The sequence below is a fragment of the Georgenia sunbinii genome (genome assembly GCF_036421875.1).
Lineage (GTDB): Bacteria > Actinomycetota > Actinomycetes > Actinomycetales > Actinomycetaceae > Georgenia_B > Georgenia_B sunbinii.
Genome location: NZ_JAZGOL010000001.1, coordinates 714,657 through 737,799, shown reverse-complemented (window position 1 = coordinate 737,799; position 23,143 = coordinate 714,657). Strand labels below are relative to the sequence as shown.

Annotated in this window: 23 protein-coding genes, 3 tRNA genes, 1 pseudogene and 1 riboswitch; of the genes and pseudogenes, 13 read left to right on the top strand and 14 right to left on the bottom strand. The window is 72.0% G+C overall.

The genetic code is table 11. The annotated features are described in order from the left end of the window. The first annotated feature begins 43 nt into the window (after nt 1-43). Entirely contained in the window at nt 44-1,336 is a 1,293-nt protein-coding gene (locus V2J52_RS03555) for a deoxyguanosinetriphosphate triphosphohydrolase (RefSeq protein ID WP_491062131.1), read from the top strand. Nucleotides 1,337-1,345: 9 nt separating this feature from the next. Next, the gene (dnaG, locus tag V2J52_RS03550) at nt 1,346-3,349 is read left to right on the top strand and encodes a DNA primase (protein ID WP_331226274.1); all 2,004 of its coding nucleotides are present in this window, start codon (nt 1,346-1,348) and stop codon (nt 3,347-3,349) included. A gap of 56 nt (nt 3,350-3,405) precedes the next feature. On the opposite strand, the gene V2J52_RS03545 is transcribed toward dnaG, so the two are convergent. From V2J52_RS03545 to V2J52_RS03535, 3 genes are all read right to left on the bottom strand, one after another. After that, nucleotides 3,406-3,570, bottom strand: coding sequence for a hypothetical protein (locus V2J52_RS03545; RefSeq protein WP_331226273.1), 165 nt, complete (start codon nt 3,568-3,570; stop codon nt 3,406-3,408). A gap of 211 nt (nt 3,571-3,781) precedes the next feature. Beyond that, nucleotides 3,782-3,856: transfer RNA gene (locus V2J52_RS03540), tRNA-Asn, on the bottom strand. 85 nt (nt 3,857-3,941) lie between these two features. Then, nucleotides 3,942-4,448 carry a hypothetical protein gene (locus V2J52_RS03535; RefSeq protein WP_331226272.1) on the bottom strand — a complete coding sequence of 169 codons (507 nt, stop codon included), beginning with the start codon at nt 4,446-4,448 and terminating at the stop codon, nt 3,942-3,944. 71 nt (nt 4,449-4,519) lie between these two features. On the opposite strand from V2J52_RS03535, the gene V2J52_RS03530 reads away from it, so the two are divergent. The 4 genes from V2J52_RS03530 to def all read left to right on the top strand — a co-directional run bounded on the left by V2J52_RS03530 (nt 4,520) and on the right by def (nt 6,622). Beyond that, nucleotides 4,520-4,593: transfer RNA gene (locus tag V2J52_RS03530), tRNA-Ile, on the top strand. 56 nt (nt 4,594-4,649) lie between these two features. Beyond that, nucleotides 4,650-5,195, top strand: a complete 546-nt coding sequence (locus tag V2J52_RS03525; RefSeq protein WP_331226271.1) for a DUF1697 domain-containing protein — start codon at nt 4,650-4,652, stop codon at nt 5,193-5,195. 256 nt (nt 5,196-5,451) lie between these two features. Next, entirely contained in the window at nt 5,452-6,075 is a 624-nt protein-coding gene (locus tag V2J52_RS03520) for a pyridoxine/pyridoxamine 5'-phosphate oxidase (protein WP_331226270.1), read from the top strand. Nucleotides 6,076-6,130: 55 nt separating this feature from the next. Next, the gene (gene def / locus V2J52_RS03515; RefSeq protein ID WP_331226269.1) at nt 6,131-6,622 is read left to right on the top strand and encodes a peptide deformylase; all 492 of its coding nucleotides are present in this window, start codon (nt 6,131-6,133) and stop codon (nt 6,620-6,622) included. A gap of 20 nt (nt 6,623-6,642) precedes the next feature. Here the strand turns inward: def and V2J52_RS03510 are convergent, their stop codons facing one another. Together V2J52_RS03510 and V2J52_RS03505 are read right to left on the bottom strand one after the other, a co-directional pair. Further along, nucleotides 6,643-7,446, bottom strand: coding sequence for an ABC transporter permease (locus V2J52_RS03510; protein WP_331226268.1), 804 nt, complete (start codon nt 7,444-7,446; stop codon nt 6,643-6,645). Between the two features lie 62 nt (nt 7,447-7,508). Then, nucleotides 7,509-8,162, bottom strand: a pseudogene (locus V2J52_RS03505) (ABC transporter ATP-binding protein); the annotation flags it as partial. Nucleotides 8,163-8,291: 129 nt separating this feature from the next. Between V2J52_RS03505 and V2J52_RS03500 the strand changes: the two are divergent. The 3 genes from V2J52_RS03500 (at nt 8,292) to V2J52_RS03490 (ending at nt 10,891) form a co-directional block, all read left to right on the top strand. Next, complete coding sequence (locus V2J52_RS03500; RefSeq protein WP_331226266.1) at nt 8,292-9,575, top strand: sensor histidine kinase; 1,284 nt, start codon at nt 8,292-8,294, stop codon at nt 9,573-9,575. After that, the gene (locus V2J52_RS03495) at nt 9,572-10,240 is read left to right on the top strand and encodes a response regulator transcription factor (RefSeq protein WP_331226265.1); all 669 of its coding nucleotides are present in this window, start codon (nt 9,572-9,574) and stop codon (nt 10,238-10,240) included. The genes V2J52_RS03500 and V2J52_RS03495 overlap by 4 nt, the downstream gene beginning before the upstream one ends. 150 nt (nt 10,241-10,390) lie before the next feature. Then, complete coding sequence (locus V2J52_RS03490; protein WP_331226264.1) at nt 10,391-10,891, top strand: DUF3145 domain-containing protein; 501 nt, start codon at nt 10,391-10,393, stop codon at nt 10,889-10,891. A gap of 114 nt (nt 10,892-11,005) precedes the next feature. Here V2J52_RS03490 and V2J52_RS03485 read toward each other — a convergent pair whose 3' ends face one another. The 5 genes from V2J52_RS03485 to V2J52_RS03465 all read right to left on the bottom strand — a co-directional run bounded on the left by V2J52_RS03485 (nt 11,006) and on the right by V2J52_RS03465 (nt 15,942). Beyond that, on the bottom strand, nt 11,006-12,247 hold the full coding sequence (locus V2J52_RS03485; RefSeq protein ID WP_331226263.1) for a beta-ketoacyl-[acyl-carrier-protein] synthase family protein: 1,242 nt from the start codon (nt 12,245-12,247) through the stop codon (nt 11,006-11,008). A 96-nt stretch (nt 12,248-12,343) separates the two neighbouring features. Continuing rightward, nucleotides 12,344-12,595, bottom strand: coding sequence for an acyl carrier protein (locus V2J52_RS03480; protein WP_331226262.1), 252 nt, complete (start codon nt 12,593-12,595; stop codon nt 12,344-12,346). A gap of 81 nt (nt 12,596-12,676) precedes the next feature. Further along, nucleotides 12,677-13,684: a beta-ketoacyl-ACP synthase III gene (locus tag V2J52_RS03475; protein ID WP_331226261.1), complete on the bottom strand. Its 1,008-nt coding sequence runs from the start codon at nt 13,682-13,684 to the stop codon at nt 12,677-12,679. After that, nucleotides 13,681-14,607, bottom strand: a complete 927-nt coding sequence (locus V2J52_RS03470; protein ID WP_331226260.1) for an ACP S-malonyltransferase — start codon at nt 14,605-14,607, stop codon at nt 13,681-13,683. The genes V2J52_RS03475 and V2J52_RS03470 overlap by 4 nt, the downstream gene beginning before the upstream one ends. A gap of 138 nt (nt 14,608-14,745) precedes the next feature. Further along, nucleotides 14,746-15,942 carry a PucR family transcriptional regulator gene (locus tag V2J52_RS03465; protein ID WP_331226259.1) on the bottom strand — a complete coding sequence of 399 codons (1,197 nt, stop codon included), beginning with the start codon at nt 15,940-15,942 and terminating at the stop codon, nt 14,746-14,748. 111 nt (nt 15,943-16,053) lie between these two features. Here V2J52_RS03465 and V2J52_RS03460 point away from each other — a divergent pair, with 111 nt between their 5' ends. Next, nucleotides 16,054-16,731: a hypothetical protein gene (locus V2J52_RS03460; RefSeq protein ID WP_331226258.1), complete on the top strand. Its 678-nt coding sequence runs from the start codon at nt 16,054-16,056 to the stop codon at nt 16,729-16,731. Between the two features lie 103 nt (nt 16,732-16,834). Here V2J52_RS03460 and aceE read toward each other — a convergent pair whose 3' ends face one another. Continuing rightward, entirely contained in the window at nt 16,835-19,576 is a 2,742-nt protein-coding gene (gene aceE / locus V2J52_RS03455) for a pyruvate dehydrogenase (acetyl-transferring), homodimeric type (RefSeq protein ID WP_331226257.1), read from the bottom strand. Between the two features lie 297 nt (nt 19,577-19,873). Here aceE and V2J52_RS03450 point away from each other — a divergent pair, with 297 nt between their 5' ends. From V2J52_RS03450 to V2J52_RS03440, 3 genes are all read left to right on the top strand, one after another. After that, nucleotides 19,874-20,296, top strand: a complete 423-nt coding sequence (locus V2J52_RS03450) for a DUF3052 domain-containing protein (protein ID WP_331226256.1) — start codon at nt 19,874-19,876, stop codon at nt 20,294-20,296. Nucleotides 20,297-20,299: 3 nt separating this feature from the next. Continuing rightward, on the top strand, nt 20,300-20,776 hold the full coding sequence (locus V2J52_RS03445; protein WP_331226255.1) for a redoxin domain-containing protein: 477 nt from the start codon (nt 20,300-20,302) through the stop codon (nt 20,774-20,776). Nucleotides 20,777-20,845: 69 nt separating this feature from the next. Continuing rightward, a tRNA-Val gene (locus V2J52_RS03440) sits at nt 20,846-20,919 on the top strand. Nucleotides 20,920-20,999: 80 nt separating this feature from the next. Here the strand turns inward: V2J52_RS03440 and V2J52_RS03435 are convergent. Genes V2J52_RS03435 through V2J52_RS03425 form a run of 3 tightly spaced genes read right to left on the bottom strand, consistent with a single transcriptional unit; the run spans nt 21,000 to nt 23,006 of the window. Beyond that, on the bottom strand, nt 21,000-22,277 hold the full coding sequence (locus tag V2J52_RS03435) for an MFS transporter (protein ID WP_331226254.1): 1,278 nt from the start codon (nt 22,275-22,277) through the stop codon (nt 21,000-21,002). A gap of 44 nt (nt 22,278-22,321) precedes the next feature. After that, the gene (locus V2J52_RS03430) at nt 22,322-22,690 is read right to left on the bottom strand and encodes a DMT family transporter (protein WP_331226253.1); all 369 of its coding nucleotides are present in this window, start codon (nt 22,688-22,690) and stop codon (nt 22,322-22,324) included. A 1-nt stretch (nt 22,691) separates the two neighbouring features. Next, nucleotides 22,692-23,006 (bottom strand): DMT family transporter, encoded by a 315-nt coding sequence (locus V2J52_RS03425; RefSeq protein WP_331226252.1) that lies wholly within the window; start codon nt 23,004-23,006, stop codon nt 22,692-22,694. Nucleotides 23,007-23,021: 15 nt separating this feature from the next. Then, a riboswitch (guanidine-III (ykkC-III) riboswitch) is annotated at nt 23,022-23,088 on the bottom strand. Nucleotides 23,089-23,143: the final 55 nt, after the last annotated feature.

The window sequence follows — 23,143 nt, the reverse complement described above, 5'->3', positions numbered from 1 at the left end:
CGTGACGGCCAGGGCGCAGCCCCGGGGCAGGATCCCCGGCAACCTGCCCCTCCCCAGTAGGCTCGGAGGCGTGGCAGAACACGAGCGCACCCCGTACGGCGCCGCCGACCGTGAACGCTGGTGGCAGGAAGAGGCGAAGAACCCGGGCCGCACGGCGTTCGAACGCGACCGTGCCCGCGTGGTCCACTCCGCGGCGCTCCGGCGGCTGGGCGCCAAGACCCAGGTGCTCGGGCCGTCGAGCGACGACTTCATCCGCACCCGTCTCACCCACTCCCTCGAGGTTGCGCAGGTGGGACGGGAGCTGGGCAAAGCGCTGGGCTGCGACCCCGACGTCGTCGACACCGCCTGCCTGGCGCACGACCTCGGCCACCCGCCCTTCGGCCACAACGGCGAGCGTGCGCTGGACGAGGCCGCCTCGGACATCGGCGGCTTCGAGGGCAACGCCCAGACGCTGCGGCTCCTCACCCGGCTCGAGCCCAAGGCGTTCACCGCCGACGGCACGCCGGTGGGCCTCAACCTCACCCGCGCCAGCCTCGACGCCGCCACCAAGTACCCGTGGACGGTCGAGGAGGCGCCGAAGAAGCCGGGCGGGCGGCCGTCGCGCAAGTTCGGCGTCTACGCCGACGACCTGCCCGTCTTCCGCTGGATGCGTGAGGGCGCACCGCAGCGGCGGCTGTCGATCGAGGGCCAGGTGATGGACCTCGCCGATGACATCTCCTACTCGGTGCACGACGTCGAGGACGCCGTCGTCGGCAACCGGCTCGACCTCACCCTGCTGCGGCGCCCCGACGAGCACGACGCCGTCGTCGCCCAGACCCGTGAGTGGTACAACCCGGCGGTCTCCGACGACGCGCTCGGCGCCGCCCTCGAGCGGCTGCTCGCGCTGCCGGAGTGGCTGGGCTCGTGGCACGAGAGCCACCGCGACCGGGCCGCGCTCAAGGACATGACGAGCCAGCTCATCGGCCGGTTCTGCAACGCCGCCCACGACGCCACCCGGGACCGGTTCGGCAGCGGCCCGCTCACCCGGTACGGCGCCGACCTCGTCGTCCCCGACGAGACGATGGCCGAGATCGTCGTGCTCAAGGGGGTCACCGCGCACTACGTCATGGCCCCCCGTGAGCACGAGCCGGTGTACCTCAGCCAGCGGGTGATGCTCATCGAGCTCACCGAGGCCTTGCTGGCGACCGCGCCGGCCGAGCTGGAACCGACCTTCGTCACCGACTGGCACCAGGCGGACGACGACGGCGCCCGGCTGCGCGCCGTCGTCGACCAGGTTGCCTCCCTCACCGACACCAGCGCCCACAGCTGGCACCAGCGACTGGTGGCGACCACCTAGACTCGTGGTGTGGCGGGCCTGATCAAGCGTGAGGACATCTCGACCGTCCGCGAGCGCGCTCGCATCGAGGAGATCGTCGGCGCCCACGTAACGCTGCGGCAGGCCGGGGTCGGTTCGATGAAGGGCCTGTGCCCGTTCCACGACGAGCGCACCCCGAGCTTCCACGTGCGTCCCCAGCTGGGCCTGTGGCACTGCTTCGGCTGCGACGAGGGCGGCGACATCATCTCCTTCGTGCAGAAGATCGACCACCTTGGCTTCTCCGAGGCCGTGGAGTACCTCGCCGGCCGGATCGGCGTCCAGCTGCGGTACGAGGACGGCGGCCAGGCCCGGCCGGGCGGCGACCACGGCCGGCGCCAGCGGCTCATCGACGCCCACCGGGTGGCCGAGGAGTACTTCCGCGAGCAGCTCGCCGGTCCGGAGGCGGAGGTCGGGCGCCGGTTCCTCATGGAGCGCAACTTCGACGAGGACGTCGCGGCGACCTTCGGCGTCGGCTACGCCCCCAAGGGCTGGGACCACCTCATGCGCCACTTGCGCGGCCGGGGGTTCACCGAGCCCGAGCTCATCGCCTCGGGCCTGGTGAGCCAGGGCAGCCGCGGCGTGTACGACCGGTTCCGGGGCCGGCTGCTGTGGCCGATCCGCGACGTCACCGGGGCGACGATCGGCTTCGGGGCCCGCAAGCTCCACGAGGACGACAACGGCCCGAAGTACCTCAACACCCCCGAGACCTCGATCTACAAGAAGTCCTCGGTGCTCTACGGCATCGACCTGGCCAAGCGGGCCATCGCCAAGGAGAAGCGGGTCGTCGTCGTCGAGGGGTACACCGACGTCATGGCCGTCCACCTCGCCGGCGAGGGGACGGCGATCGCCACCTGCGGCACCGCCTTCGGGCCCGACCACGTGCGGATCGTCCGGCGGATGCTGGGGGAGTCGGGCGACGCCTCCTCCGGGCTGATGCTCGCGTCGGGTGCGACCCGCGGCGGGGAGGTCATCTTCACCTTCGACGGCGACGAGGCCGGCCAGAAGGCCGCGCTGCGCGCCTTCGAGGAGGACCAGAAGTTCGCCTCGCAGACCTTCGTCGCGGTCGAGCCGAACGGCATGGACCCGTGCGACCTGCGCTTGCAGCGCGGTGACCTCGCGGTGCGCGAGCTCGTCGCGACCCGCCAGCCGCTGTTCGCCTTCGCGATCCGGTCGGTGCTGAGCCGGGTGGATCTCGACACCGCCGAGGGGCGTGTCGCCGGCCTGCGGGTCGGGGCGCCGGTGGTCGCCGGGATCAGGGACCGGGCGCTGCGCTCGGAGTACGCCCGGGAGCTCGCCGGCTGGCTCGGCATGGACGAGCTAGCAGTGCGCCAGGCGGTCTCTGGCGCCGCACGCAGCGGCGGTGGCGGGCGCGGCGGGGTCGCCGGTGCCCAGCCGTCCCGTGACGGTCAGCGCGGCGCCGCCGGGCCGTCCGGCGGCCAGGCGAGCGGCGCGGGGCCTCGAGGCTCGAGCGGACGGCCCGACCGTGAGGATCCGGTCGCCAGGCTCGAGCGGCAGGTGCTCGAGGTGGTCATGCAGCTGCCGGAGCACGCCCTCGGCGCCGGCTTCGACGAGCTTGCCCCGGACACGTTCACGGTGCCGGCCTACCGCGGCGTCCACGACGCAATCCGTGCGGCGGGCGGCACCCAGGCCTACGGCGCGGAGCTGCAGCGGGCGACGCAGGAGCTTGGCCGCACCGACGGACCCCGGCAGGCGGCGAGCTGGTGGGCGGAGGCGGTGCGGGAGAACGCGGTGGGACCCGTGCACGGGGTGGTGACCGAGCTGGCGGTCTCACCGCTGCCGGAGGACCGGCCCGACGCGCTGGGCAACTACGCCCGCGGTGTGCTGCTCTCTCTCATCCAGATGGGTCTCACCCGGCAGATCGCCGACCTGCGCGGGCGGATGCAGCGTACCGACCCGAGCGACCCGGCCGCCGCGGCGATCTTCGGTGACCTCGTCGCCCTGGAGAACCGGCGCCGCGCGCTGCAGAGTGAGTGACGGCGACACCTGGTGGACGCCGTGGGATTACCCAGGTGCCGCCGTCACTCGGCTTGCTAGAGGTACTCGACCTCGAGGGCCTCGTCCGACAGCTCGGCGTCTTCGTACGGCTGCGGCGACGAGGCTGAGCGGGTGGGCCAGGGGCTGCGCTGGGTCTCTTGCAGGGTGCGCACGCGCTGCCACCACTCGAGGTGCCTGGCGTGGGTCTCAGTGGTGGTCATCATCCCTGTCCCGTCGCTCGCTCCGGCGTGGCTCATGGCCCTTAGGAGAACCATCCCGGGCATGAGCGGCGCGAGCATCCTGCAAAGGAACGGGAAGCCCTCGTCCGCAGGTACCCGGAATTGGCTCCGCGGGCAGGAGGCGGCAGCTGGCGCACGACGGACGACGAAGGCCCCCGCCGGCGCATCTGCGCTGGTCAGGGGCCCTTTCGTGTGGCTCCCGCGACTGGATTCGAACCAGTAACCGTCCGATTAACAGTCGGATGCTCTGCCGTTGAGCTACGCGGGATGGCGGTGACGACTCTAGCAGGATGGAGCAGCGGGTTGAGAATCGGACCTGCTGGCCACCGGTGTGAGTTGCGGCACCCAGCGGCTCACGGCGCCAGGCCGGCGGCCTCCCGCACGCGGCGCTCAAGGTCGTCGAGCTGCGCGGTCTCCTCGGGGCTGCCGGTGAGCGGCCCGAAGGCAGTGAGGCGTGAGTAGAGCGACCCGTCCTCCCGGCGTCGGACGGTGGCCCGCACCCGGGTGCCGCCCACCTCGTCGATCTCGGCGTGGATCACCGAGGACTGCACGCGTTCGCGCAGCGCCGCGGTGAAGTCGGGGAGAACGTCGTCGGTGAAGCGCAGGTCGTGGGGGGCGCGGGTCCGGTCGGACCAGGTGATGGTGAAGGTTCGCGATTCCCCGTCCCACGCACCGGTCTCGATCTCGTCCCACGTGCTGCGCTCGGTCAGGCCGTCCGGGCCGGCGACGACGAGCGCCGGCCGGGTGATGACCGCCCACTGCCCGTCGGTGAGCGGCGCGGCGAGCAGCGCCCGCTCCCGGCTCGGCAGATGGGCGGCGATGTCCTGGGGAACCCGCGGTGCGCGGCGGATGAGAGCCATGCCCCACGGTAACCCGGCGCCGTCGCGGCCCGGTAAGATCGCACACCGTGCCCGGCGTCCCGGCCGGCCTCGCCCCAGTAGCTCAGCCGGTCAGAGCAGCGGACTCATAATCCGTCGGTCGTGGGTTCAAGCCCCACCTGGGGCACTGTTGCCGTCAGCGCAAGAACGCACCGCCGCCGGGCCGAGGTCTAGGGTCTGCTCATGACCAGGTACGCGGCGCTGCTGCGCGGTATCGCCCCCAGCAACCCGAGCATGACCAACGACAAGCTGCGCGGGGTGTTCGAAGGCCTCGGGTTCGACGACGTGGGCTCGGTGCTGGCGAGCGGGAACATCGTGTTCCGGACCGCCGCGACGGCCGCCCCCGTGCTTGAGCGACGCGTGCAGGAGGCGCTCAGTGCCGAGCTCGGCATCCCAGGCGGGACCATCATCCGGTCGCACGCCGAGCTGCGCGCGCTCCTGGACAGTGACCCGTTCCCCGGGTTGACCCACGGCCGGGGCACCTACCTGACGGCGACGTTCCTCAAGGACGGGGCACCGGCCCCGGAGCGGTTGCCGGAGCAGCCTGACCCGCTGACCCGGGTCGTCGGTTACGACCAGGGCGCCCGGGTGTTCCTCACCGTCATCGACAACTCCGAGCCTGGGAAGACGCCCAGCTTCATGGCCTGGCTGGACAAGACCTACGGCAAGGACATCACCACCCGCACCTGGCTCACCGTCCAGCGCATCGTCAAGAAGCTCGACGGCTGAGTGGTCCGGTCCCGGATGCGACCCGGGTGGACCCTCCGCAGATTGGGGACCCGACGACCCTCCCCGAGGAGCGCCCGATGGCTGACGTCGGCACCAGCGGCGTTCTACAAGGCCGCCTTCGATCCCGACGGCCGACCGTTCGCCAGGTGCGTACGCCGCACCTTCTGAGCAGTCACGGCCGGCTCGCCCGGGGGTGCGAGGGCGCCCGAAACGCGCGACGCTTCGACTCCCTCGCCCACCGACCCCGAGGAGCGTCATGACCGATCCCCTCGCGCCCGGCGGCGGCGTCGACGCCCTGGTCGAGCACCCGCCGCCCGACCCGATGACGCTCCTGCGGTCCTGGCTGCTGCGCGCACCCGCGCTCGAGGTGAGCGACCCCATGGTGGTGAGCCTGTCGACGCTGGGCGCCGACGGCACACCGTCCTCACGGTTCGTGGCGCTGACCGACATCACCGACGTCGGCGTCGTCTTCGCCACGAGCGCGAAGGGACCGAAGGGCCGCGAGCTGGCGGCCGACCGGCACGTCGCCCTGGCGGCCTACTGGGCCGCGACCGAGCAGCAGTACCGCATCAAGGGCGTGGTATCCGTGCTCGAGGACGCCGCGTCGGACCGGGACTTCGCGGCCCTGCCGCGGGCAGCCCGGGCAGCAGCGGTCGTGGCCCGTCAGAGCGCGCCCGTCCAGTCGTGGGCCGAGCTCGACCAGGCTGCCCAGGACCTCGACGACAGCGGTCGGGAGATCGAGCGGCCCGCCCACTGGCGCAGCTGGCTGGTCACGCCGACCGTCATGCAGTTCTGGTCGGGCAGTCCCACCTGTGTCCATCGTCGCCTGGCGTACACGAGGACGGGCGCGGGCTGGACGGCACGCGCGCTCCAGCCCTGACCGACCGGCGCGCCAGCGTCCCGACCATCGGCCCTGGCATGGGAAACTAGCGCTCATGGCTATGCGAGACATCCGGATCGTGGGGGACCCCGTGCTGCGAACGGTCTGCGAGGAGATCACCACGATCGACGACCGGGTGAGGACGTTGGTCGCCGACCTCCTCGAGACGGTCGACACTGACGGCCGGGCGGGTCTTGCCGCCAACCAGATCGGCGTGAGCCTGCGCGCGTTCTCGTGGAACATCGAGGACGAGATCGGCTACGTCCTCAACCCGCGGCTCGTCGAGGTCTCCGAGGACGAGTACCAGGACGGCGACGAGGGCTGCCTCTCGGTGCCCGAGCTGTGGTACCCGACCAAGCGCGCCTGGTACGCCCGGGTCGAGGGCATCGACCTCGACGGCAACCCCGTCGTCGTCGAGGGCGAGGAGCTCATGGCGCGCTGCCTGCAGCACGAGTGCGATCACCTCGACGGCATGCTCTACATCGACCGGCTGGAGCGCACCGAGCGCAAGAAGGCGATGCGCGCCATCCGCGAGCAGATCGGCTGACACGGACGGCGCGCACCCGCTCAGGCGACCTCGCGCCGGGCGGTCCGCACCAGCCCCAGGACGAGCGGCAGCGCCACCCACACCGCCGTCGAGCTGGCCAGGTGCAGCCACGTCTGCGGTGTCATCTCGCCGGCCATGAGCACTTCGAGGCCGATACTGAGGTCGAGCCACGGCGCCACGCCGTCCAGCGCCGAGACCAGCATGACGACCGCCGTCCACGCCGTCGGGATGAGCAGGTAGCTGACGATGGCGATCGGGGTGCTGAGGAACAGCAGCCCGAAGGCCACCCCCTGGGTGACGAGCACGAGGAGGGCCAGCGACAGCCCGCCGAGCATCGCCCAGTCCATCTGCCACGACCCGTCCCCGCCGCGCAGCAGCGCGCCAAGCCCGTTGAGGGCCGCGGCCGCCGCCAGCGTGAGGACGAGTGTCACCGCGCCGAGGGCGACGGCGCCGGTGAGCTTGGCGAGGTTCACCCGGGTGCGCCGTGGCTCCAGTGTGAAGGTGGTCAGCGTGGTCCGTTGGGTCCACTCGCTGGTGGCTGCCAGGATCCCGATGAGCGGGAGCAGCAGCAGCTGACCGATGGTCGTGGTCTCGGTCAGCGCCCGCCAGGTGAGGAGCTCCGGCGGGCTGGTGAGCAGCACGAGCACGGCGAGGATGACGTTGACGGCGACGATCGACACCAGCAGCCAGCGCCCGGCACGGGTGTCGACCTGTTTGCGCAGCTCGACGGCGGTCAGCCGCCGGAACGGGATGGCCGGGACGTCGGCGACGGGCCGGCTGTCGCCGGCGTAGCGGGAGGTGGTGGGCGGGACGACGGCGGTCATGCCGACATCTCCTCTCGGGCGTGGGCGGCGGTGGTGTCGAAGAAGAGATCTTCCAGGTCCTGCTCGGCGAGCAGGTCGTCGGCGGCTCCCTGGGCGAGCACGCGGCCGCGCCCGACGATGACCAGCCGGGTGCACACCGCCTCCATCTCGCGCAGCAGGTGCGAGGACAGCAGCACCGTGCCGCCGCCGGCGGCGAAGGACCGCAGGAGGTCGCGCATCCAGCGGATGCCTGCCGGGTCGAGGCCGTTGGCCGGCTCGTCGAGGATGAGCACCGACGGCTTGCCGAGCAGTGCCATCCCGATACCCAGGCGTTGGCGCATGCCCAGCGAGTACGTCCGGGTGCGGGTCCGCGACTCGCGGGCGGTGAGGCCCACGAGCTCGATCACCTTGTCGACCCGGCTCTCGGGCAGCCCCATGAGCAGAGCCGCGAGCAGCAGCATCTCGCGCCCGCTGCGCCCGGCGTGCTGCGCGGAGGCGTCGAGCAGCACCCCGACGTGGCGCCCAGGGTTGGGGATGTCGGCCAACGCCCGGCCGCTGATGGTGGCGCTGCCGGCGGTGGGCCGGGTGAGCCCGCAGATCATCCGCAGCGTGGTGGACTTGCCGGCGCCGTTGGGGCCGAGGAACCCGGTGATCTGCCCGGGCTCGCAGGTGAAGGACACGTCGTCGACGGCGGTGTGAGCGCCGTAGCGTTTGGTCAGGTTCTCCGTGATGATCATGGCTCCACGATCTCGGCCGGCCACCCGTTGGGCCGACCCCCGCGGGGCTCGCACGGGTCAACCTTTGGGTGGACGGGGCGCGGCCCCCGGGTGGACTCGACGCCGAGGTGGCCGCCATAGGCTCGGCACATGCCTGCCGCCCGCCCACCCCATGCCAGCCACGCTCCGGGCGTCAGACGTGGTGACGCGGAACGCCTCGGGTGGTGGTCACGGACGTGGCGCTACCTCGCCGCTGCCGGGATCGCGTTCGCCCTGTGGCTGGCGGTCACCGTCGACCTCATGGAGGCCTCCGGACCCCTGTCCGCTGCCGAGGAAGCGACCCTCGGGGGAGTCGCGCTGCTCGACGGCTTCCTCGGCATCGTCGGGCTCGCGCTGCTGGTGCTGCGTCGCCGCTACCCGGTGCTGACGGCGGTCATGACCGCCGCGCTGGCGGGTGTCTCGGTCGCCGCCCTCGGCGCCGCGGCCGTGGCGACGGTGTCGATGGCGACGCATCGACGCTGGCGCTGGGTCGCGTTGGTCGGCGTCATCTGGGTCGCCGGCACCGGGGTCTACGAGGGTGCCTACCGGCCGTCGCTGCCGGTCGAGGCGCTGACCAGCACGATGGTGCTGCTCAGCGCGGGGATGGCCGTCCTCGCGTATGCGGTGTGCGTGGCGACCGGCTTCTACGTGGGCGCCCGCCGCGAGCTCATCGTCACGCTGCGCGAGCGCGCCGAGACCGCCGAGCGGGAGCAGCGGCTCGAGGCCGACGCTGCGCGGGACGCCGAACGCACCCGGATCGCCCGCGAGATGCACGACGTCCTCGCCCACCGGATCTCGCTGGTCGCCATGCAGGCCGGCGCCCTCGCCTACCGCGAGGACCTGCCGCCGGCCGAGGTTCGCGAGTCCGCGGAGACGATCCGGGCCAACGCCCACCGCGCGCTCGGCGAGCTGCGCGACGTGCTGGGCGTGCTGCGGGCGGACGCGCCCACGCCCGGCCACGCGGAGCCGCCGCAGCCGACGCTGGCCGAGGTGCCCGCGATGCTCGCCGAGGAGCGCGAGGCGGGGATGACGGTCGACCTCGACGTCACCGCGCTGCCCGGTGGCTCGCTGCCGTCGCGCGAGGCGGTCAGCGACGTCGTCGGCCGCACCGTCTACCGGCTGGTCCAGGAGGGGCTGACCAACGCCCGCAAGCACGCCTGGGGCGCCCCGGTGCACGTCGTGCTCACCGGGGAGCGGGGCGGCTCCCTCGACCTGACGATCCGCAACGGCGCTGGCTCCTCGCGGGGCGACTCACCGTCGTCGGCGCTGGGACTGACCGGCATGGCCGAGCGGGTGGCGCTCGCCGGCGGACGGCTGTGGCACGGTTGGCGGGACGACGAGTTCGTGCTGACCGCGTCGCTGCCGTGGCCGACCGTCGAGGAGGGGGAGCGATGACCATCCCGCCGACCCGGCCGATCACCGTGGTCGTGGTCGACGACGACGCCCTGGTCCGCACCAGCCTGAAGCTGATCGTCGGCGGCGACCGCGACATCGACGTCGTCGCCGAGGCCGCCGACGGGCGGCAGGCGCTGGACGCCGTCGCCCGCACCCGCCCCGACGTCGTGCTCATGGACATCCGGATGCCGGTGATGGACGGGCTCGTGGCCACCCGCCGGCTGGTCGACGGCGGCACGGCGGCGCGCATCATCGTGCTCACCACCTTCGACACCGACGACATGGTCCTCACCGCGCTCCAGCACGGGGCGGTCGGCTTCCTCCTCAAGGACACCCCGCCCGCCGATCTCGTCGACGCCGTGCGTCGGGTGGCCGCGGGTCAGCCGATCCTCTCGCCGTCGGTCACCGCGCAGCTCATCGCCGCGGTGACCTCCCGCGACGACGGACGCCGGCAGCACGCCGAGACGAGGCTGTCGCGGCTGACCGAGCGGGAGCGGGAGGTGGCGGTCGCCGTCGCCCGCGGCCTGTCGAACGCCGAGATCGCCGCCGAGCTGTACCTGGGGGTGGCGACGGTCAAGACCCACGTGGCTCGGCTGTTCACCAAGCTCGACGCCACCAACCGGGTGCAGATCGCCCGCTGCGTGCACGACGCCGGCCTCGGCTGAGGCCTCAGCCGAACCCCGGTCCGCGGTGGGCTGGCGGAATCTCGCGGATCAATGACATGATGAGGCGGTTCCGTCGTGTTCGTGTCGCTGACTGGTTCACCTGAGGTCGTAGGGGAAGACGTACCTCAACCAGGAACCAGGAGGGTCGACATGAGTGGTGCCACAACCCGCGGCGTCATTTTCGTGCACTCTGCGCCCAAGGCGCTGTGCCCCCACGTCGAGTGGGCGGCCGGTACGGTGCTCGACGGCAGGGTGTCCCTCGAGTGGACCCCGCAGCCTGCTGCGCCCGGACTCTCGCGCGCCGAGTACTCCTGGGTGGGGCCGGTCGGCACCGGTGCCCGGCTGGCGTCCGCGCTGCGCGGCTGGACCCACCTGCGCTACGAGATCACCGAGGACCCGTCCCCCGGCATCGACGGCGGACGCTGGTCCCACACCCCCGAGCTGGGCATCTTCCACGCCCAGACCGACGCGCACGGCAACGTCGTCGTGCCGGAGGACCGGGTGCGGGCTGCCCTCGAGCAGGCAGGCGACCCGGCCCGGATGCGCCACGAGATGAACCTCGCGCTGGGCCAGGCCTGGGACGACGAGCTCGAGCCGTTCCGCTACGCCGGCGCCGGCGCCCCCGTCCGCTGGCTCCACCGCGTCGGCTGAGCGTCGCGGGGCGCGCCTCACCATCCCCGGTGGACCGGGGGTATGAGTCATAGGCCGGGCGTTCGAGCGCGCCGCGGTGAGCCGGACCCCCGGTCGACCGGGGGTCCGTAGCCGTCAGGCGCTGCGGACCACGACGGCGACGTTGTGGCCGCCGAAGCCGAAGGCGTTGTTGACGCCGGCGATCTGGCCTGCGGGCAGCTCGCGCGGCGTGTCGCGGACGAGGTCGATCTCGATGCCGGGCTGGATCTCGGTGACGTTGATCGTCGGCGGCGCAGTGCGCTCCTGGATCGCAAGCACGGTGAAGATCGTCTCCAGCGCGCCGGCGCCCCCGAGCAGGTGACCGGTCATCGACTTGGTCGCCGAGACCGTCACGTGGTCGGCGTCGTCCCCGAGGCCGCGGCGGATCGCGGCCGCCTCGACGCCGTCGCCGGCCGGGGTGGAGGTCGCGTGGGCATTGACGTGGACGACGTCGCGGGCGCTGACGTCGGCGTCGGCCAGTGCCAGGCGCATCGCGCGCTCCTGGCCGGCGCCGGAGGGGTCGGGCGGCGCGATGTCGTAGGCGTCAGAGCTCATGCCGACGCCGGCGATCTCCGCGTAGACGCGGGCGCCGCGCGCGGCAGCGTGCTCGGCGCTCTCGAGGACGACGATCCCGGCGCCCTCACCCATGACGAAGCCGTCCCGGCTGACGTCGTAGGGCCGTGAGGCGCCAGCAGGGTCGTCGGTACGGGTGGACAGCGCCTGCATCTTGGCGAAGGCCGCGATGGGCAGCGGGTGGATAGCGGCCTCGGTGCCGCCGGCGACGACGACGTCGGCGCGGCCGGTGCGAATCATCTCGACGCCGTAGGCGATGGCCTCCGCTCCCGAGGCGCAGGCCGAGACGGGGGAGTGAGCACCGGCCTTGGCCCCGACCTCGAGGGAGACGTAGGCGACCGGCGAGTTGGGCATGAGCATGGGCACGGTCAGTGGCATGACGCGCCGGGCGCCCTTCTCCTTGACCACGTCCCACGCGTCGAGCAGGGTCCAGACGCCGCCGATGCCGGAGGCAACCACGGCACCGAGGCGTTCGCCGTCGACCTCCGGGGCGCCGGCGTCCGCCCACGCCTCGCGGGTCGCGATGATGGCGTACTGCGCGCTGGGGTCCATCCGGCGCATCTTGGGGCGCTCGAGGACGTCGGAGGCGGGCACCGCGAGCTGGCCGGCGAAGTCGACGGGGATCTCGTAACGCTCGGCCCAGTCGTTCTCCAGGGTGCGGACGCCGGACTTGCCGGCGAGGGCGGCCGCCCAGGTCGTGGGGACGTCACCGCCGAGCGGCGTGGTCGCACCCAGTCCGGTCACGACAACGGTCTTGTCAGCCATCAGTTGCTCCTTGGGAATGGGTGTGGCGCGGGCCTGCTCGTGGGTACTGCTGCGGCCGGGGCGGCCACGTGTGGCGGCGCGCCCCGGCCGAGAGGGTCAGGCCTGCTGGGCCCCGGCGATGAAGGTGACCGCGTCCTGCACGGTCGCCAGGTTGGCGACCTCCTCGTCGGGGATGCGGACCTCGAACTTCTCCTCGGCCAGCGTGACGATCGTCATCATCGACAGCGAGTCGATGTCGAGGTCGTCGGTGAAGGACTTCTCAGGGAGGACGGAGTCGGTCGGCAGACCGGTCTCCTCGTTGACGATCTCTGCCAGTCCAGCCAGGATGTCCTGCTCGCTGTGTGCCATGGGGGCTCTCCAATTCGGTTGGGATATAACGGGGTCAAGTGTGGCCCATGCGGGCCGTGGTGGCGGCGGCGACGCCCCGGGTCAGGGCAGGACGACGACCTGTGCGGCGTAGGCGAGGCCGGCGCCGAAGCCGATCTGCAGCGCCAACGCGCCCGAGGGCACCATGCCCTCGCGGTAGAGCCGCTCGGCCGCCAGCGGGATCGACGCCGCCGAGGTGTTGCCGGTGTCGGCGATGTCACGCGCGATGACGACGTCCTCGCGCAGCCCGAGCTGCTTGGCCAGCTGGTCGATGATCCGCATGTTCGCCTGGTGGGGCAGGAACACGTCGATGTCCTCGGGCTGCAGCCCGGCGGCCTCGATGGTCTGCTTGGCGACCTTGGCCATCTCGAAGCTCGCCCACTTGAAAACGGTGGGGCCCTTCTGGCGCAGCGTGGGCCACGAGGTGTCGGTGCCGTCACGGAAGGTGAGCCACGAGTGGGTCTGGTTGATGACGTCGGCCTGCGCACCGTCCGAGCCCCACACCGTCGGGCCGATGCCCGGGGTGTCTGAGGGGCCGACGACCGCGGCACCGGCGCCGTCGCCGAGGAGGAAGGAGATGGTGCGGTCGGTCGGGTCGAGGAAGTCCGACATCTTCTCGACGCCGACGACGAGCACGTAGTCCGCGGTGCCCGACCGCACCAGGGCGTCGGCCTGCGCGATGCCGTAGCAGTAGCCCGCGCAGGCGGCGGAGATGTCGTACGCCGCCGCCGGGGTGGCGCCGAGCTGGTCGGCGACCACCGTTGCCAGCGCGGGCGTCTGCTGCATGTGGGTGACGGTGGCGACGATGACCGCACCCAGCTGGGCGCCGTCGATCCCGGCGACCGCGAGCGCCTCTCGCGCCGCGTCGACCGACATCGTGGTCACGGTCTGCTCCGGGGTGGCGCGACGGCGCTCGGCGATGCCGGTGCGCTGCCGGATCCACTCGTCGGAGCTGTCGATCGGGCCGACGATGTCGTCGTTGGGGACGACGAGGTCGCCCCGCACCCCGCCGAAGCCAAGGATCCGGGAGTGGGCGTTGGTCTTGGTCTCTCGCAGCGTGGGACGACTCATCGGGCGGCTCCGTGCTCGCGGGCCATGGCCCGCGCGTCGTCGAGCTGGTCGGGGGACTTCAGGGCGAGGGTCTGCACACCTGCCAGCGTACGACGCGCCAGGCCGGTGAGGACCCCGGCGGGAGCGAGCTCGATGAGCCCGGTGACGCCGAGCTCGAGCATCGTCTGGCAGGTGAGGTCCCACCGCACCGGCCGGGCGACCTGCGCGACGATGCGCGCCAGGGCGTCGGTGCCGGAGGTGACGGCAGCGCCGTCGGCGTTCGACAGCAGCACCGGCGTGGGGTCGCTGGGGGTGATGGTGGCCGCGGCCTGCTGGACCTGCTCGACGGCCGGCTCCATGTGGACGGTGTGGAAGGCGCCGGCCACCTGGAGCGCGATCACCCGGGCGCGGGCCGGCGGGTTGGCCATCAGCGCCTCAAGCTGGGGGAGCGTGCCGGCGGCGACGACCTGGCCGCCACCGTTGACGTTCGCCGGCGTGAGGCCGTGCTCGCGCAGCGTCTCGAGGACCTCCTCGGGGTCACCCCCGACGACGGCGCTCATCCCGGTGGGCGTGACGGCCGCGGCGGCGGCCATGGCTCGGCCGCGCGCCCCGACGAGCCGCAGCGCGTCGGTGGCGTCGAGCGTGCCGGCGACCGCCGCGGCGGCGAGCTCGCCGACCGAGTGGCCGGCGGCGACGCCGACTGCTGAGGAGTCCTCGCCGAACACCGCGCCGAAGCTGAGCAGCGACGCCGCGACGATGAGCGGCTGAGCGTTGGCGGTGTCCTTGATCGCCGCGGCGTCCGCCTCGGTACCGAGGTACCGCAGGTCGACCTCGGCGGCGTCACCCATGGTGGCGACGGAGTCGGCGAGACTGGGCAGCTCGAGCCATGGGCTGAGCATGCCGGGGGACTGGGCACCCTGACCGGGGCAGACGATGGCAAGCACCCGTCCACTCTGCCAACACCCGGGCGCGTCCCTGGCATCGGACGCGTACGAAGTAGCCGCGGTCGGGTTGTGGGAGTTCGACAAGAACGTCGGTGCGCTACCTCCATCGCTAGGACACCTGTCACATCTGGCGCCGGCTCAGACCCCGGAGTGCTCCCCGGAGGCCGCGGAGAGCCGACCGACGCCCACTGCGATCTGCAGGACGAAGCCCTCGCGGGGTGAGGTGGGGTCCCAGCCGATGATCTGCGTGATGCGCCGCAACCGGTAACGCACGGTGTTCGGGTGGACGTACAGCGCGCGGGCGGCCGCCTCGAGCGAACGTCCCTGGCTGAGGTACTCCCCGAGGGTCTCGAGGAGCGGCCCGCTGGTGGCGGCGAGCGGGCGGTAGAGGTCGGTCAGCAGCGTGCGGCGGGCCAGCGGGTCACCGTTGAGGAGCCGTTCGGGCAGCAGCTCGTCAGCCTCGACCAGCTCGGGGGCGTCAGGCCAGGCCGGTGCCGCGAGCAGCCCCGCGAGCGCGGCCCGGGCGGACCGGCCGGCGTCGGCGATGTCGTGGACCTCGGGCCCCAGGACGACGGTGCCGGGCCGCAGGCGCGCCATGAGGCCCTCGGCGGCCTCCCGGAGGTTCTCGCCACCGAGGACGATCACCAGCCGGTCGCCCTGGATACCGACGAGCGCATCCTTGGCCGCTCGCCGGCACGCGCGCCGCAGCTCCGCGGTCCGTCGTTCGTCGAGGGCGCCGTCCGTGGTGCCGACGAGGACGACGGTCGAGCCCACCCCGGACCAGCCGAGCGCAGACGCGCGTGAGCGCAGCGAGTTGTCGCTGTCGCCGCGGACGAGGGAGTCGACGACGAGCGCCTCCAGGCGGGCGTCCCACGCGCCACGCGCCTCGGCGGCGCGGGCGTAGACCTCGGCGGCGGAGAAGGCGACCTCGCGGGAGTAGCGCAGCACGGCGTCGCGCAGGTCGCGCTGCTGGCCTGGGTCCGCAAGCTGGACGGCGTTCTCCTCGACGACCTCGACGACGAGCCGGACCAGCTGCAGCGTGTGCTGCAGGGAGATGGAGCGGGTGAGCTCGGGCGGCGCGGCGCGGAAGATCTCGGCGGCGTTGTAGGTGGCCGCCGAGGGCTGCTCGTACCAGGCGATGAACGCCGCGATGCCGGACTGGGCGACCAGCCCGATCCACGACCGGTCCTCGGCGGCAAGCTCGCGGTACCACCGGATCTCGGCGTCGAGCCGCTTGAGCGCGGCGGAGGTGAGCAGGTCGGTGCCGCCGCGGAGTCGGCGAAGCACGTCGGAGCTGCCCTGGGTCGGGGGAGGCATCGCGGCCGGAGCTGGCATGACAGTGAGCATAGGTGGCGCAATTGTCGAATGACGACAAATCTCACGATGTCGTCAGCGGTGCCACCGGTGCAGGTGAGCGTCGCAAGCCGAGCAGATAGGCTCGGCGCCATGGCTCTACTCGCTCGGCTGAGGTCGCTGTTCACCCGCTCGCTACCGGAGCGGCGGGTTGGCACGCGCCAGGCGACCTCCGCGGCGCGCAGCGAGGACAAGCCACGGGAGCACGTGCTGCGGACCGTGCTCGTGCAGGATCCCAACAACGTCGACGCCTTCCGGGAGCTGGCCGAGCTGGTGCGCCGGCGCGCCGACGGCGACGAGCCCGTCGACCCGCTCATCGCCGAGCACGAGCCGGTGGACCGGCACGTCTCCGCCGATGTGGCGATCTGGGCGTTGGCCGAGGAGCTCGCCGGCAACCCGCGGGCCTGGTTCCCCCTCGTCGAGCTCGGCCGGCTCTCGCTGCCCGACGACCACGAGGGCGCGATGCGTCGGTTCGCCGCCGCCTGCGAACGCGAGACCACCGGCCTGGCGCTCGTCGAGGGCGTGCGGGCGCTGCGCGCCGCTGACCTGCCCGCCGACGCCCTCGGACTCGGCGTGGGGCACTGGTCACCGCGCGACAACATCCCGGAGGCGGGCCAGCAGATCGTGCTCGCCGCGCTGGACGCGGAGCGCCCGTTGGACGCGCGCCGCCATCTCGGGCTGCTCGCCGAACGGCCCGACGCCGTGTCGGCCCGCCTCGTCGCCGAGCTCGAGCCGCAGGTCGCGGCCGCGGAGCAGACTCACCGCGCCTGACACCGGCGGCCCGGGTCGCCGGACCTGACGCCGGTACGACGAACGCCGGGTGGCACCCTGTCTCCAGGGGCCACCCGCCGTTGTGTCGTCGGTCGTCAGACCGTCAGGAGTCGCCTCCGGCGGTGCCGGACTCGCCGGCGTTGACGTCGCTCAGCCGGTAGCGCTCCGCCGCCTGGCGGGGTGCGTCCGCGTCGACCTCGCCACGGGCCGCGAGGGCCTGCAGCGCCTTGACGACCATCGAGTGGGAATCGATGAGGAACTGCCGACGCGCCGCCGGGCGGGTGTCGGAGTAGCCGAAGCCGTCCGCGCCGAGCGTGTAGTAGTCCCCGGGGACCCACTGCCGGATGAGGTCGGGGACCAGGTGGTCCCAGTCGCTGGTGGCGACGTACGGGCCACCGGCGTCGCGCAGCTTGGCGGTCACGTAGGCCTCGCCGTGGTCGCCGGCCGGCTCGAGCAGCCGCTTGCGCTCGATCTCCAGCGCCTCCCGGCGCAGCTCGCCCCAGCTGGTCACCGACCAGACACCGGCCCGGACCCCCCAGTCCTCGGCAAGGATCTCGCGGGCGTGCATCGCCCACGGCACCCCGACCCCCGAGGCCATCAGCTGGACGGGCGGGCCGTCGCCCTCGACCGGGGCGATGCGGTGGATGCCGCGCAGGATGCCCTCGACGTCGACGCCCTCCGGCTCGGCCGGCTGGTGCATCGGCTCGTTGTAGACCGTCATGTAGTACATGACGTTCGGGTCGCGCGGGTCGTCGGCGCCGTACATCCGCGAGAGGCCGTCACGGATGATGTGGCGGATCTCGTAGGCGTAGGCCGGGTCGTAGTTGACGAACGCCGGGTTGGTCTGCGCCAGCACGAGCGAGTGCCCGTCCATGTGCTGCAGGCCCTCACCGGCGAGCGTGGTGCGCCCGGCGGTGGCACCGATGACGAAGCCGCGCGCCAGCTGGTCGCCGGCGGCCCAGAACTGGTCACCGGTGCGCTGGAAGCCGAACATCGAGTAGAAGATGTACATCGGGATGAGCGGCTCGCCGAGGGTGGCGTAGGACGTGCCGACCGTCTGGAAGGCGGCCGCCGACCCGGCCTCGTTGATGCCCAGGTGCATGATCTGGCCGGTCTCGGACTCCTTGTAGGAGAGCATCATCTCCGAGTCCACCGCGGTGTAGTTCTGGCCGTGGGTGTTGAAGATCTTCGCCGTCGGGAAGATCGAGTCCAGGCCGAAGGTCCGGGCCTCGTCGGGGATGATCGGCACGATCCGCTGGCCGATGTCCTTGTCCTTCATCAGCTCCTTGATGAGGCGCACGAGGGCCATCGTCGTGGCGACCTCCTGCTTGCCGGAGCCGGCCTTGATGACCTCGTACGGCTTCTCGTCGGGCAGCGGCAGGCCGCCCTTGTCACCGCGACGCTCGGGGAGGAACCCGCCGAGCGCACGGCGGCGCTCGATCATGTACTGCAGCGTCGGGTCGTCCGCCGACGGCTTGTAGTACGGCGCGTTGTACGGATCCTCGAGCTGCTCGTCGGGGATGTCGATGCGAAGGGCGTCACGGAGCATCTTGAGGTCCGTGGTCTTCATCTTCTTCATCTGGTGCGTGGAGTTACGCCCCGCGAAGCTCGGCCCCAGCCCGTAGCCCTTGACGCTCTGGGCGAGGATGACGGTCGGCTGACCGGTGTGGGCCGCCGCCGCCTTGTAGGCCGCGTAGATCTTGCGGTAGTCGTGCCCGCCACGCTTGAGCGACCAGATGTCGTCGTCGGACATGTCCTTGACGAGCTCCTTGGTGCGCGGGTCGCGACCGAAGAAGTTCTCCCGCACGTAGGCGCCGTCGTTGGCCTTGTACGTCTGGTAGTCGCCGTCGAGCGTCTCGTTCATGAGGTTGACGAGCGCACGGTCCTTGTCGGCCTGCAGCAGCGGGTCCCACTCGCGGCCCCACATGACCTTGATGACGTTCCAGCCGGCGCCGCGGAAGAACGACTCGAGCTCCTGGATGATCTTGCCGTTGCCTCGTACCGGCCCGTCGAGGCGCTGCAGGTTGCAGTTGACCACGAAGGTGAGGTTGTCGAGGTTCTGCTGCGCAGCGAGCTGCAGCATGCCGCGAGACTCCGGCTCGTCCATCTCGCCGTCACCGAGGAACGCCCACACGTGCTGCTCTGAGGTGTCCTTGATGCCGCGCTCGTGCACGTAGCGGTTGGTGTAGGCCTGGTGGATCGCCGAGGCCGGGCCCAGTCCCATGGAGACCGTGGGGAACTCCCAGAAGTCAGGCATGAGGCGGGGGTGCGGGTAGGAGGGCAGCCCGCCGCCGGGGTGGGAGTACTCCTGGCGGAAGCCGTCGAGGTCGTCCTCGGAGAGGCGTCCCTCGAGGTACGCGCGGGCGTAGTTGCCCGGCGAGGAGTGGCCCTGGAAGAACACCTGGTCGCCGCCGCCGGGGTGGTCCTTGCCCCGGAAGAAGTGGTTCATCCCCACCTCGTAGAGGGTGGCGATGGAGGCGTAGGAGGAGATGTGGCCACCGACGGACACGTCGGGACGCTGCGCACGGGTGACCATCACCGCGGCGTTCCAGCGGATCCAGCCGCGGTACTTGCGCTCGACCGCCTCGTCGCCGGGGAAGTACGGCTCATCCTCGACGCCGATGGTGTTGACGTACGGCGTGGTCAGCGGCGCCGGCACGCTGACGTCACGCTGACGGGCGCGACGCAGCAGGTTGAGAAGCACGTAACGCGCGCGGGGTCCACCGCGTTCGTCGATGAGTCCGTCGAGCGACTCCAGCCACTCGTCGGTCTCCGCGCTGTCGATGTCCTTGACCTGGCTCAGCAGGCCATCGATGAGCGGTCCTCGTCGATCCTCTGGACTCACACGTCCTCTTTCCCTCAAGCGTCGGCGCCCCGACGCGCGTGGTGGGTGGCTCGGTGCCACTCAGGTTAGATCCATTGTCGTCCCCCGGGTGAACGGATGCCATGTCCCCGGTCATCCCTTTGTTATGACCTTGGCTACACATGGCACAGTGGCGCCGGCACCGACGGACGTCCCGCGACTCGCGACGTCGCTCTGGGCAGGACGTGGGCCCTCGCACTACGGTATGACCATCCGTCGGCCCAGCCGAAGGTGAAACGCGCGGAAAAGGTCCGCGCCAGATGAGAGGCAGGAAGACACGTGGCAGTGACCGCTGGCCCCGATGCCGGCAGCCGGTTCGGCTTCACCCCTGGACAGGAGGTCCAGGAATTCGGCTATGACGACGACGTCGACCAGGACGTCCGTTCCGCCGTCGAGACCTTGACCGGCACCGAGCTCGTCGGTGAGGACTACGGCGACGTCGTCGACGGGTCGCTGATCTGGTGGCGCTCGAGCGACTCGACGGACGGCGATCTCACCGATCTCCTCGTCGACGCCCAGGACAACCTCGACAACGGTGGCGTCATCGCGCTGCTCACCCCCAAGGCCGGCCGTGACGGCCACGTGTCGCCCGCGGAGCTCGAGGACTCGGCGCGCACCGCCGGCCTTCAGCCCACCGGTGTGATCTCGGTCGAGGGCGACTGGAACGGCGTGCGCCTGCTCGCCAGGGAACGAGGCCGCTGAGCGGTGCCGACGACCCGGGCCGGGAGTCCTCTCGGCCGCGGTGAGCTCGCTCCGGAGCTGGAGCTGCCCGACACCCACGGCACGCCGGTGCGTGTCGGGGGTGTGCGCGCGGCCCCCCAGCTCGTCGTGTTCCTGCCCTTCGCGTTCACCGCGACGTGCGCGGGCGAGCTGCGCGACCTCCACGCGCTGCGCGGGTCCGTCCCGTCAGCGGGCGTGGTGGCGATCAGCTGCGACCCGGCGCCCGCGTTGCGTGCGTGGGCCGCGCACGAGGGGGTGGACGTGCCGCTGCTGTCGGACTTCTGGCCGCACGGCAGGGCCGCGGCCGCCTTCGGGGTGCTCGACGACGACGGCGGCTTCGCGACCCGCGGCTCCTTCCTGCTCGACGGCGAGGGCCGGGTCGCGTGGTCGACCCACAGCCCCGCCGGGCTGGCGAGGTCGGTCGCGGACTACCGGGCGGCGCTGACAGCGCTCACCGGGTGATGCTCGGGGGCGGCGCCCAGGGTGCGTCCGTGGCACCGCTCGGTGACCAGTACGCTGGTCGCTGCATCAGGGCCTGTAGCTCAGTTGGTCAGAGCGCCGCGTTTACACCGCGGAGGTCGCCGGTTCGAGCCCGGCCGGGCCCACCTCTCGACGTCCTGGTCGAGCCACGGTGCTCGTCGCTGCGGTGCGTACAAACCGTCCGGTAGGGACCACCGCCGTCACCTCAGGCGTCGTTCGGCAACGCCCGCAGCCGCTGGAGCGTGACGGCACCGAGGGCCAGTGCCGCTGCCGCCGCGATCGTTGCCAGCACGTCGTAGCCCCACACGTCCATCACTAGCCCGGCGAGCGCACCGCCGGCCGCGGCGGAGAGTCCCATGACGAGGTCGGCGGCGCCCTGGACGGCTGCGCGCTCGGCCACCGGCACCGCCCCGGCGACCGTGCCGGACCCGGCGACCATGGTGCCGGACCAGCCCAGTCCGAGCAGGATGAGCGCGGCGGTGAGCGTCACCGAGTGGCCGTCACTGGAGATGCCGGCAAGCAGGCAGGCGAGCAGCAGCAGCGCCACCGCGAGCAACACCACCCGCGGCGCGCCGAGCCGGTCGGTGAGCTGGCCGGCGACGGGGGACAGGCCGTACATGCCGAGGATGTGCAGGCTGATCACCAGGCCGATGAGCTCGATCTCCGCGTGGCCGTGGCGCATGTGCAGCGGTGTCATCACCATGATCGAGACCATGACGACGTGCCCGACCGTCACCGCGGTGGTGCCCCACAGCGCGGCCGGTGTCGCCCGGATGAGGCGCAGGCCCTCGAGGATGTTGCCCCGGCGGGCGGTGGCCGGTGCCGCGCGCTCGGCCGGGTCGGTGGTGTGTACCTGGCGCGCCACGTGCAGCGGGTCGGGCCGCAGCAGGACCTGCAGCACGAGCGCCGCCAGTGCGAAGCCGCCGAGCGAGAGCACCCACGCCCCGGCGAGCGGCGGCACGCCGAGCACGTCGGCCAGCCGTTTCCCGGGCCCGATCATGTTCGGCCCGAGCACCGACCCGATCGTCGTCGCCCACACCACCCAGCTCAGCTGCCGGCCGCGGCGCTCGGGCGGCGCGAGGTCGGTGGCGGCGTACCTGGCCTGGCTGTTGGCGGTGGTCGCGGCACCGAACAGCGTGGTGCCGACGAGCAGCAGCCAGAATTGGCCGGTGGTGGTGGCGACGACCGCGGTCACCGCGCCCACGGCGCCGACGAGGTACGCCGTCACCAGACCGACCCGGCGCCCGCGGGTCGCCATGATCGCGGCCACCGGGATGGTGGCGAGCGCGCCGCCGAGCACCTGCGTCGTCGTCGCCAGTCCGGAGAGAGCCTCGTTGCCGCTGACCTCGGCCGCGACGATGGCCGCGACCGCGATCCCGCTGGCCACGCCGATGCCACCGAGCGTCTGGCTGCCCATGAGGGTGAGCAGGGTGCGGTGCTGCACCCGGTCGACGTCGGGGAGTGGAGTGCTCGCCGGAGTCACCGGCCAAGTGTGGCAGGTGCGCCGGACCTGGTCCGCGGCTTCGTCTACTCCGTCTCTGACGGAACGCTGGTCGAGGTCTCCTGATCGCTCGGCCGGGGGTCCGGCGCGAACTTGAGGCCGACGACGGCGGCGATGATGCCGCTGATGAAGATCACCTTGCCCACCGAGACGGCCTCCGCGCCGGTCGCCATCGCGTAGACGACCGTCAGCGCGGCGCCCACCCCGGTCCACACCGCGTACGCGGTGCCGATCGGGATGTACTTGAGCGTCCAGCCGAGCCCGAGCATGCTGATCGTCAGCGCGACGAGGAAGACGATCGTCGGTGTCAGGTTGCTGAAGCCGTCGGACTGGCCGAGCGCGGTAGCCCAGACAGCCTCGAAGACGGCGCTGGCGAGAAGAACGAGCCATGCCATGTCAGCTCACCACCTTGAGGCCGACGACCGACCCGACGAGCAGGAGCAGCAGCAGCACCCGTAGCAGCGTGGGGCGCTCCTGCTTGGTGACGAACCCCCACAGCACCGCGAGGCTGGCACCGATCCCGACCCACACCGCGTAGGCGGTGCCGGTGGGCAACGTGCGCATCGCCCATGCGAGACCGGCCATGCTCACGATCATCGCGACGAAGAACAGCAGGGTGGGGCGGCGCTTCTTGAAGCCCTCGGAGGCGGACAGCGCCGCCGCCCAGACGGCCTCCAGCATGCCGGAGAGGACGAGGATCAACCAGGCCATGACGAATGACTCCCTAGTGAGTCAGTCTTGTCGTGATGCGGGTACTGCTCCCTCGTCCGCGAGCCCGATCGCGGGGCTCCGTCGTCGATCCTACCGGTGCCGGCCACGGCGTGGCTGGTCAGACGCGTCACCACCCG

What these genes read in the sequence shown, in the direction of transcription:
- V2J52_RS03485 (WP_331226263.1), bottom strand. Translation starts at nt 12,247, where the DNA reads ATGGCTGACAAGACCGTTGTCGTGACCGGACTGGGTGCGACCACGCCG.
- V2J52_RS03545 (WP_331226273.1), bottom strand. Translation starts at nt 3,570, where the DNA reads ATGACCACCACTGAGACCCACGCCAGGCACCTCGAGTGGTGGCAGCGC.
- V2J52_RS03495 (WP_331226265.1), top strand. Translation starts at nt 9,572, where the DNA reads ATGACCATCCCGCCGACCCGGCCGATCACCGTGGTCGTGGTCGACGAC.
- V2J52_RS03510 (WP_331226268.1), bottom strand. Translation starts at nt 7,446, where the DNA reads ATGACCGCCGTCGTCCCGCCCACCACCTCCCGCTACGCCGGCGACAGC.
- V2J52_RS03480 (WP_331226262.1), bottom strand. Translation starts at nt 12,595, where the DNA reads ATGGCACACAGCGAGCAGGACATCCTGGCTGGACTGGCAGAGATCGTC.
- V2J52_RS03425 (WP_331226252.1), bottom strand. Translation starts at nt 23,006, where the DNA reads ATGGCCTGGTTGATCCTCGTCCTCTCCGGCATGCTGGAGGCCGTCTGG.
- V2J52_RS03520 (WP_331226270.1), top strand. Translation starts at nt 5,452, where the DNA reads ATGACCGATCCCCTCGCGCCCGGCGGCGGCGTCGACGCCCTGGTCGAG.
- def (WP_331226269.1), top strand. Translation starts at nt 6,131, where the DNA reads ATGGCTATGCGAGACATCCGGATCGTGGGGGACCCCGTGCTGCGAACG.
- V2J52_RS03490 (WP_331226264.1), top strand. Translation starts at nt 10,391, where the DNA reads ATGAGTGGTGCCACAACCCGCGGCGTCATTTTCGTGCACTCTGCGCCC.
- V2J52_RS03525 (WP_331226271.1), top strand. Translation starts at nt 4,650, where the DNA reads ATGACCAGGTACGCGGCGCTGCTGCGCGGTATCGCCCCCAGCAACCCG.
- V2J52_RS03500 (WP_331226266.1), top strand. Translation starts at nt 8,292, where the DNA reads ATGCCTGCCGCCCGCCCACCCCATGCCAGCCACGCTCCGGGCGTCAGA.
- V2J52_RS03465 (WP_331226259.1), bottom strand. Translation starts at nt 15,942, where the DNA reads ATGCCAGCTCCGGCCGCGATGCCTCCCCCGACCCAGGGCAGCTCCGAC.
- V2J52_RS03430 (WP_331226253.1), bottom strand. Translation starts at nt 22,690, where the DNA reads ATGGCATGGCTCGTTCTTCTCGCCAGCGCCGTCTTCGAGGCTGTCTGG.
- V2J52_RS03460 (WP_331226258.1), top strand. Translation starts at nt 16,054, where the DNA reads ATGGCTCTACTCGCTCGGCTGAGGTCGCTGTTCACCCGCTCGCTACCG.
- V2J52_RS03535 (WP_331226272.1), bottom strand. Translation starts at nt 4,448, where the DNA reads ATGGCTCTCATCCGCCGCGCACCGCGGGTTCCCCAGGACATCGCCGCC.
- V2J52_RS03475 (WP_331226261.1), bottom strand. Translation starts at nt 13,684, where the DNA reads ATGAGTCGTCCCACGCTGCGAGAGACCAAGACCAACGCCCACTCCCGG.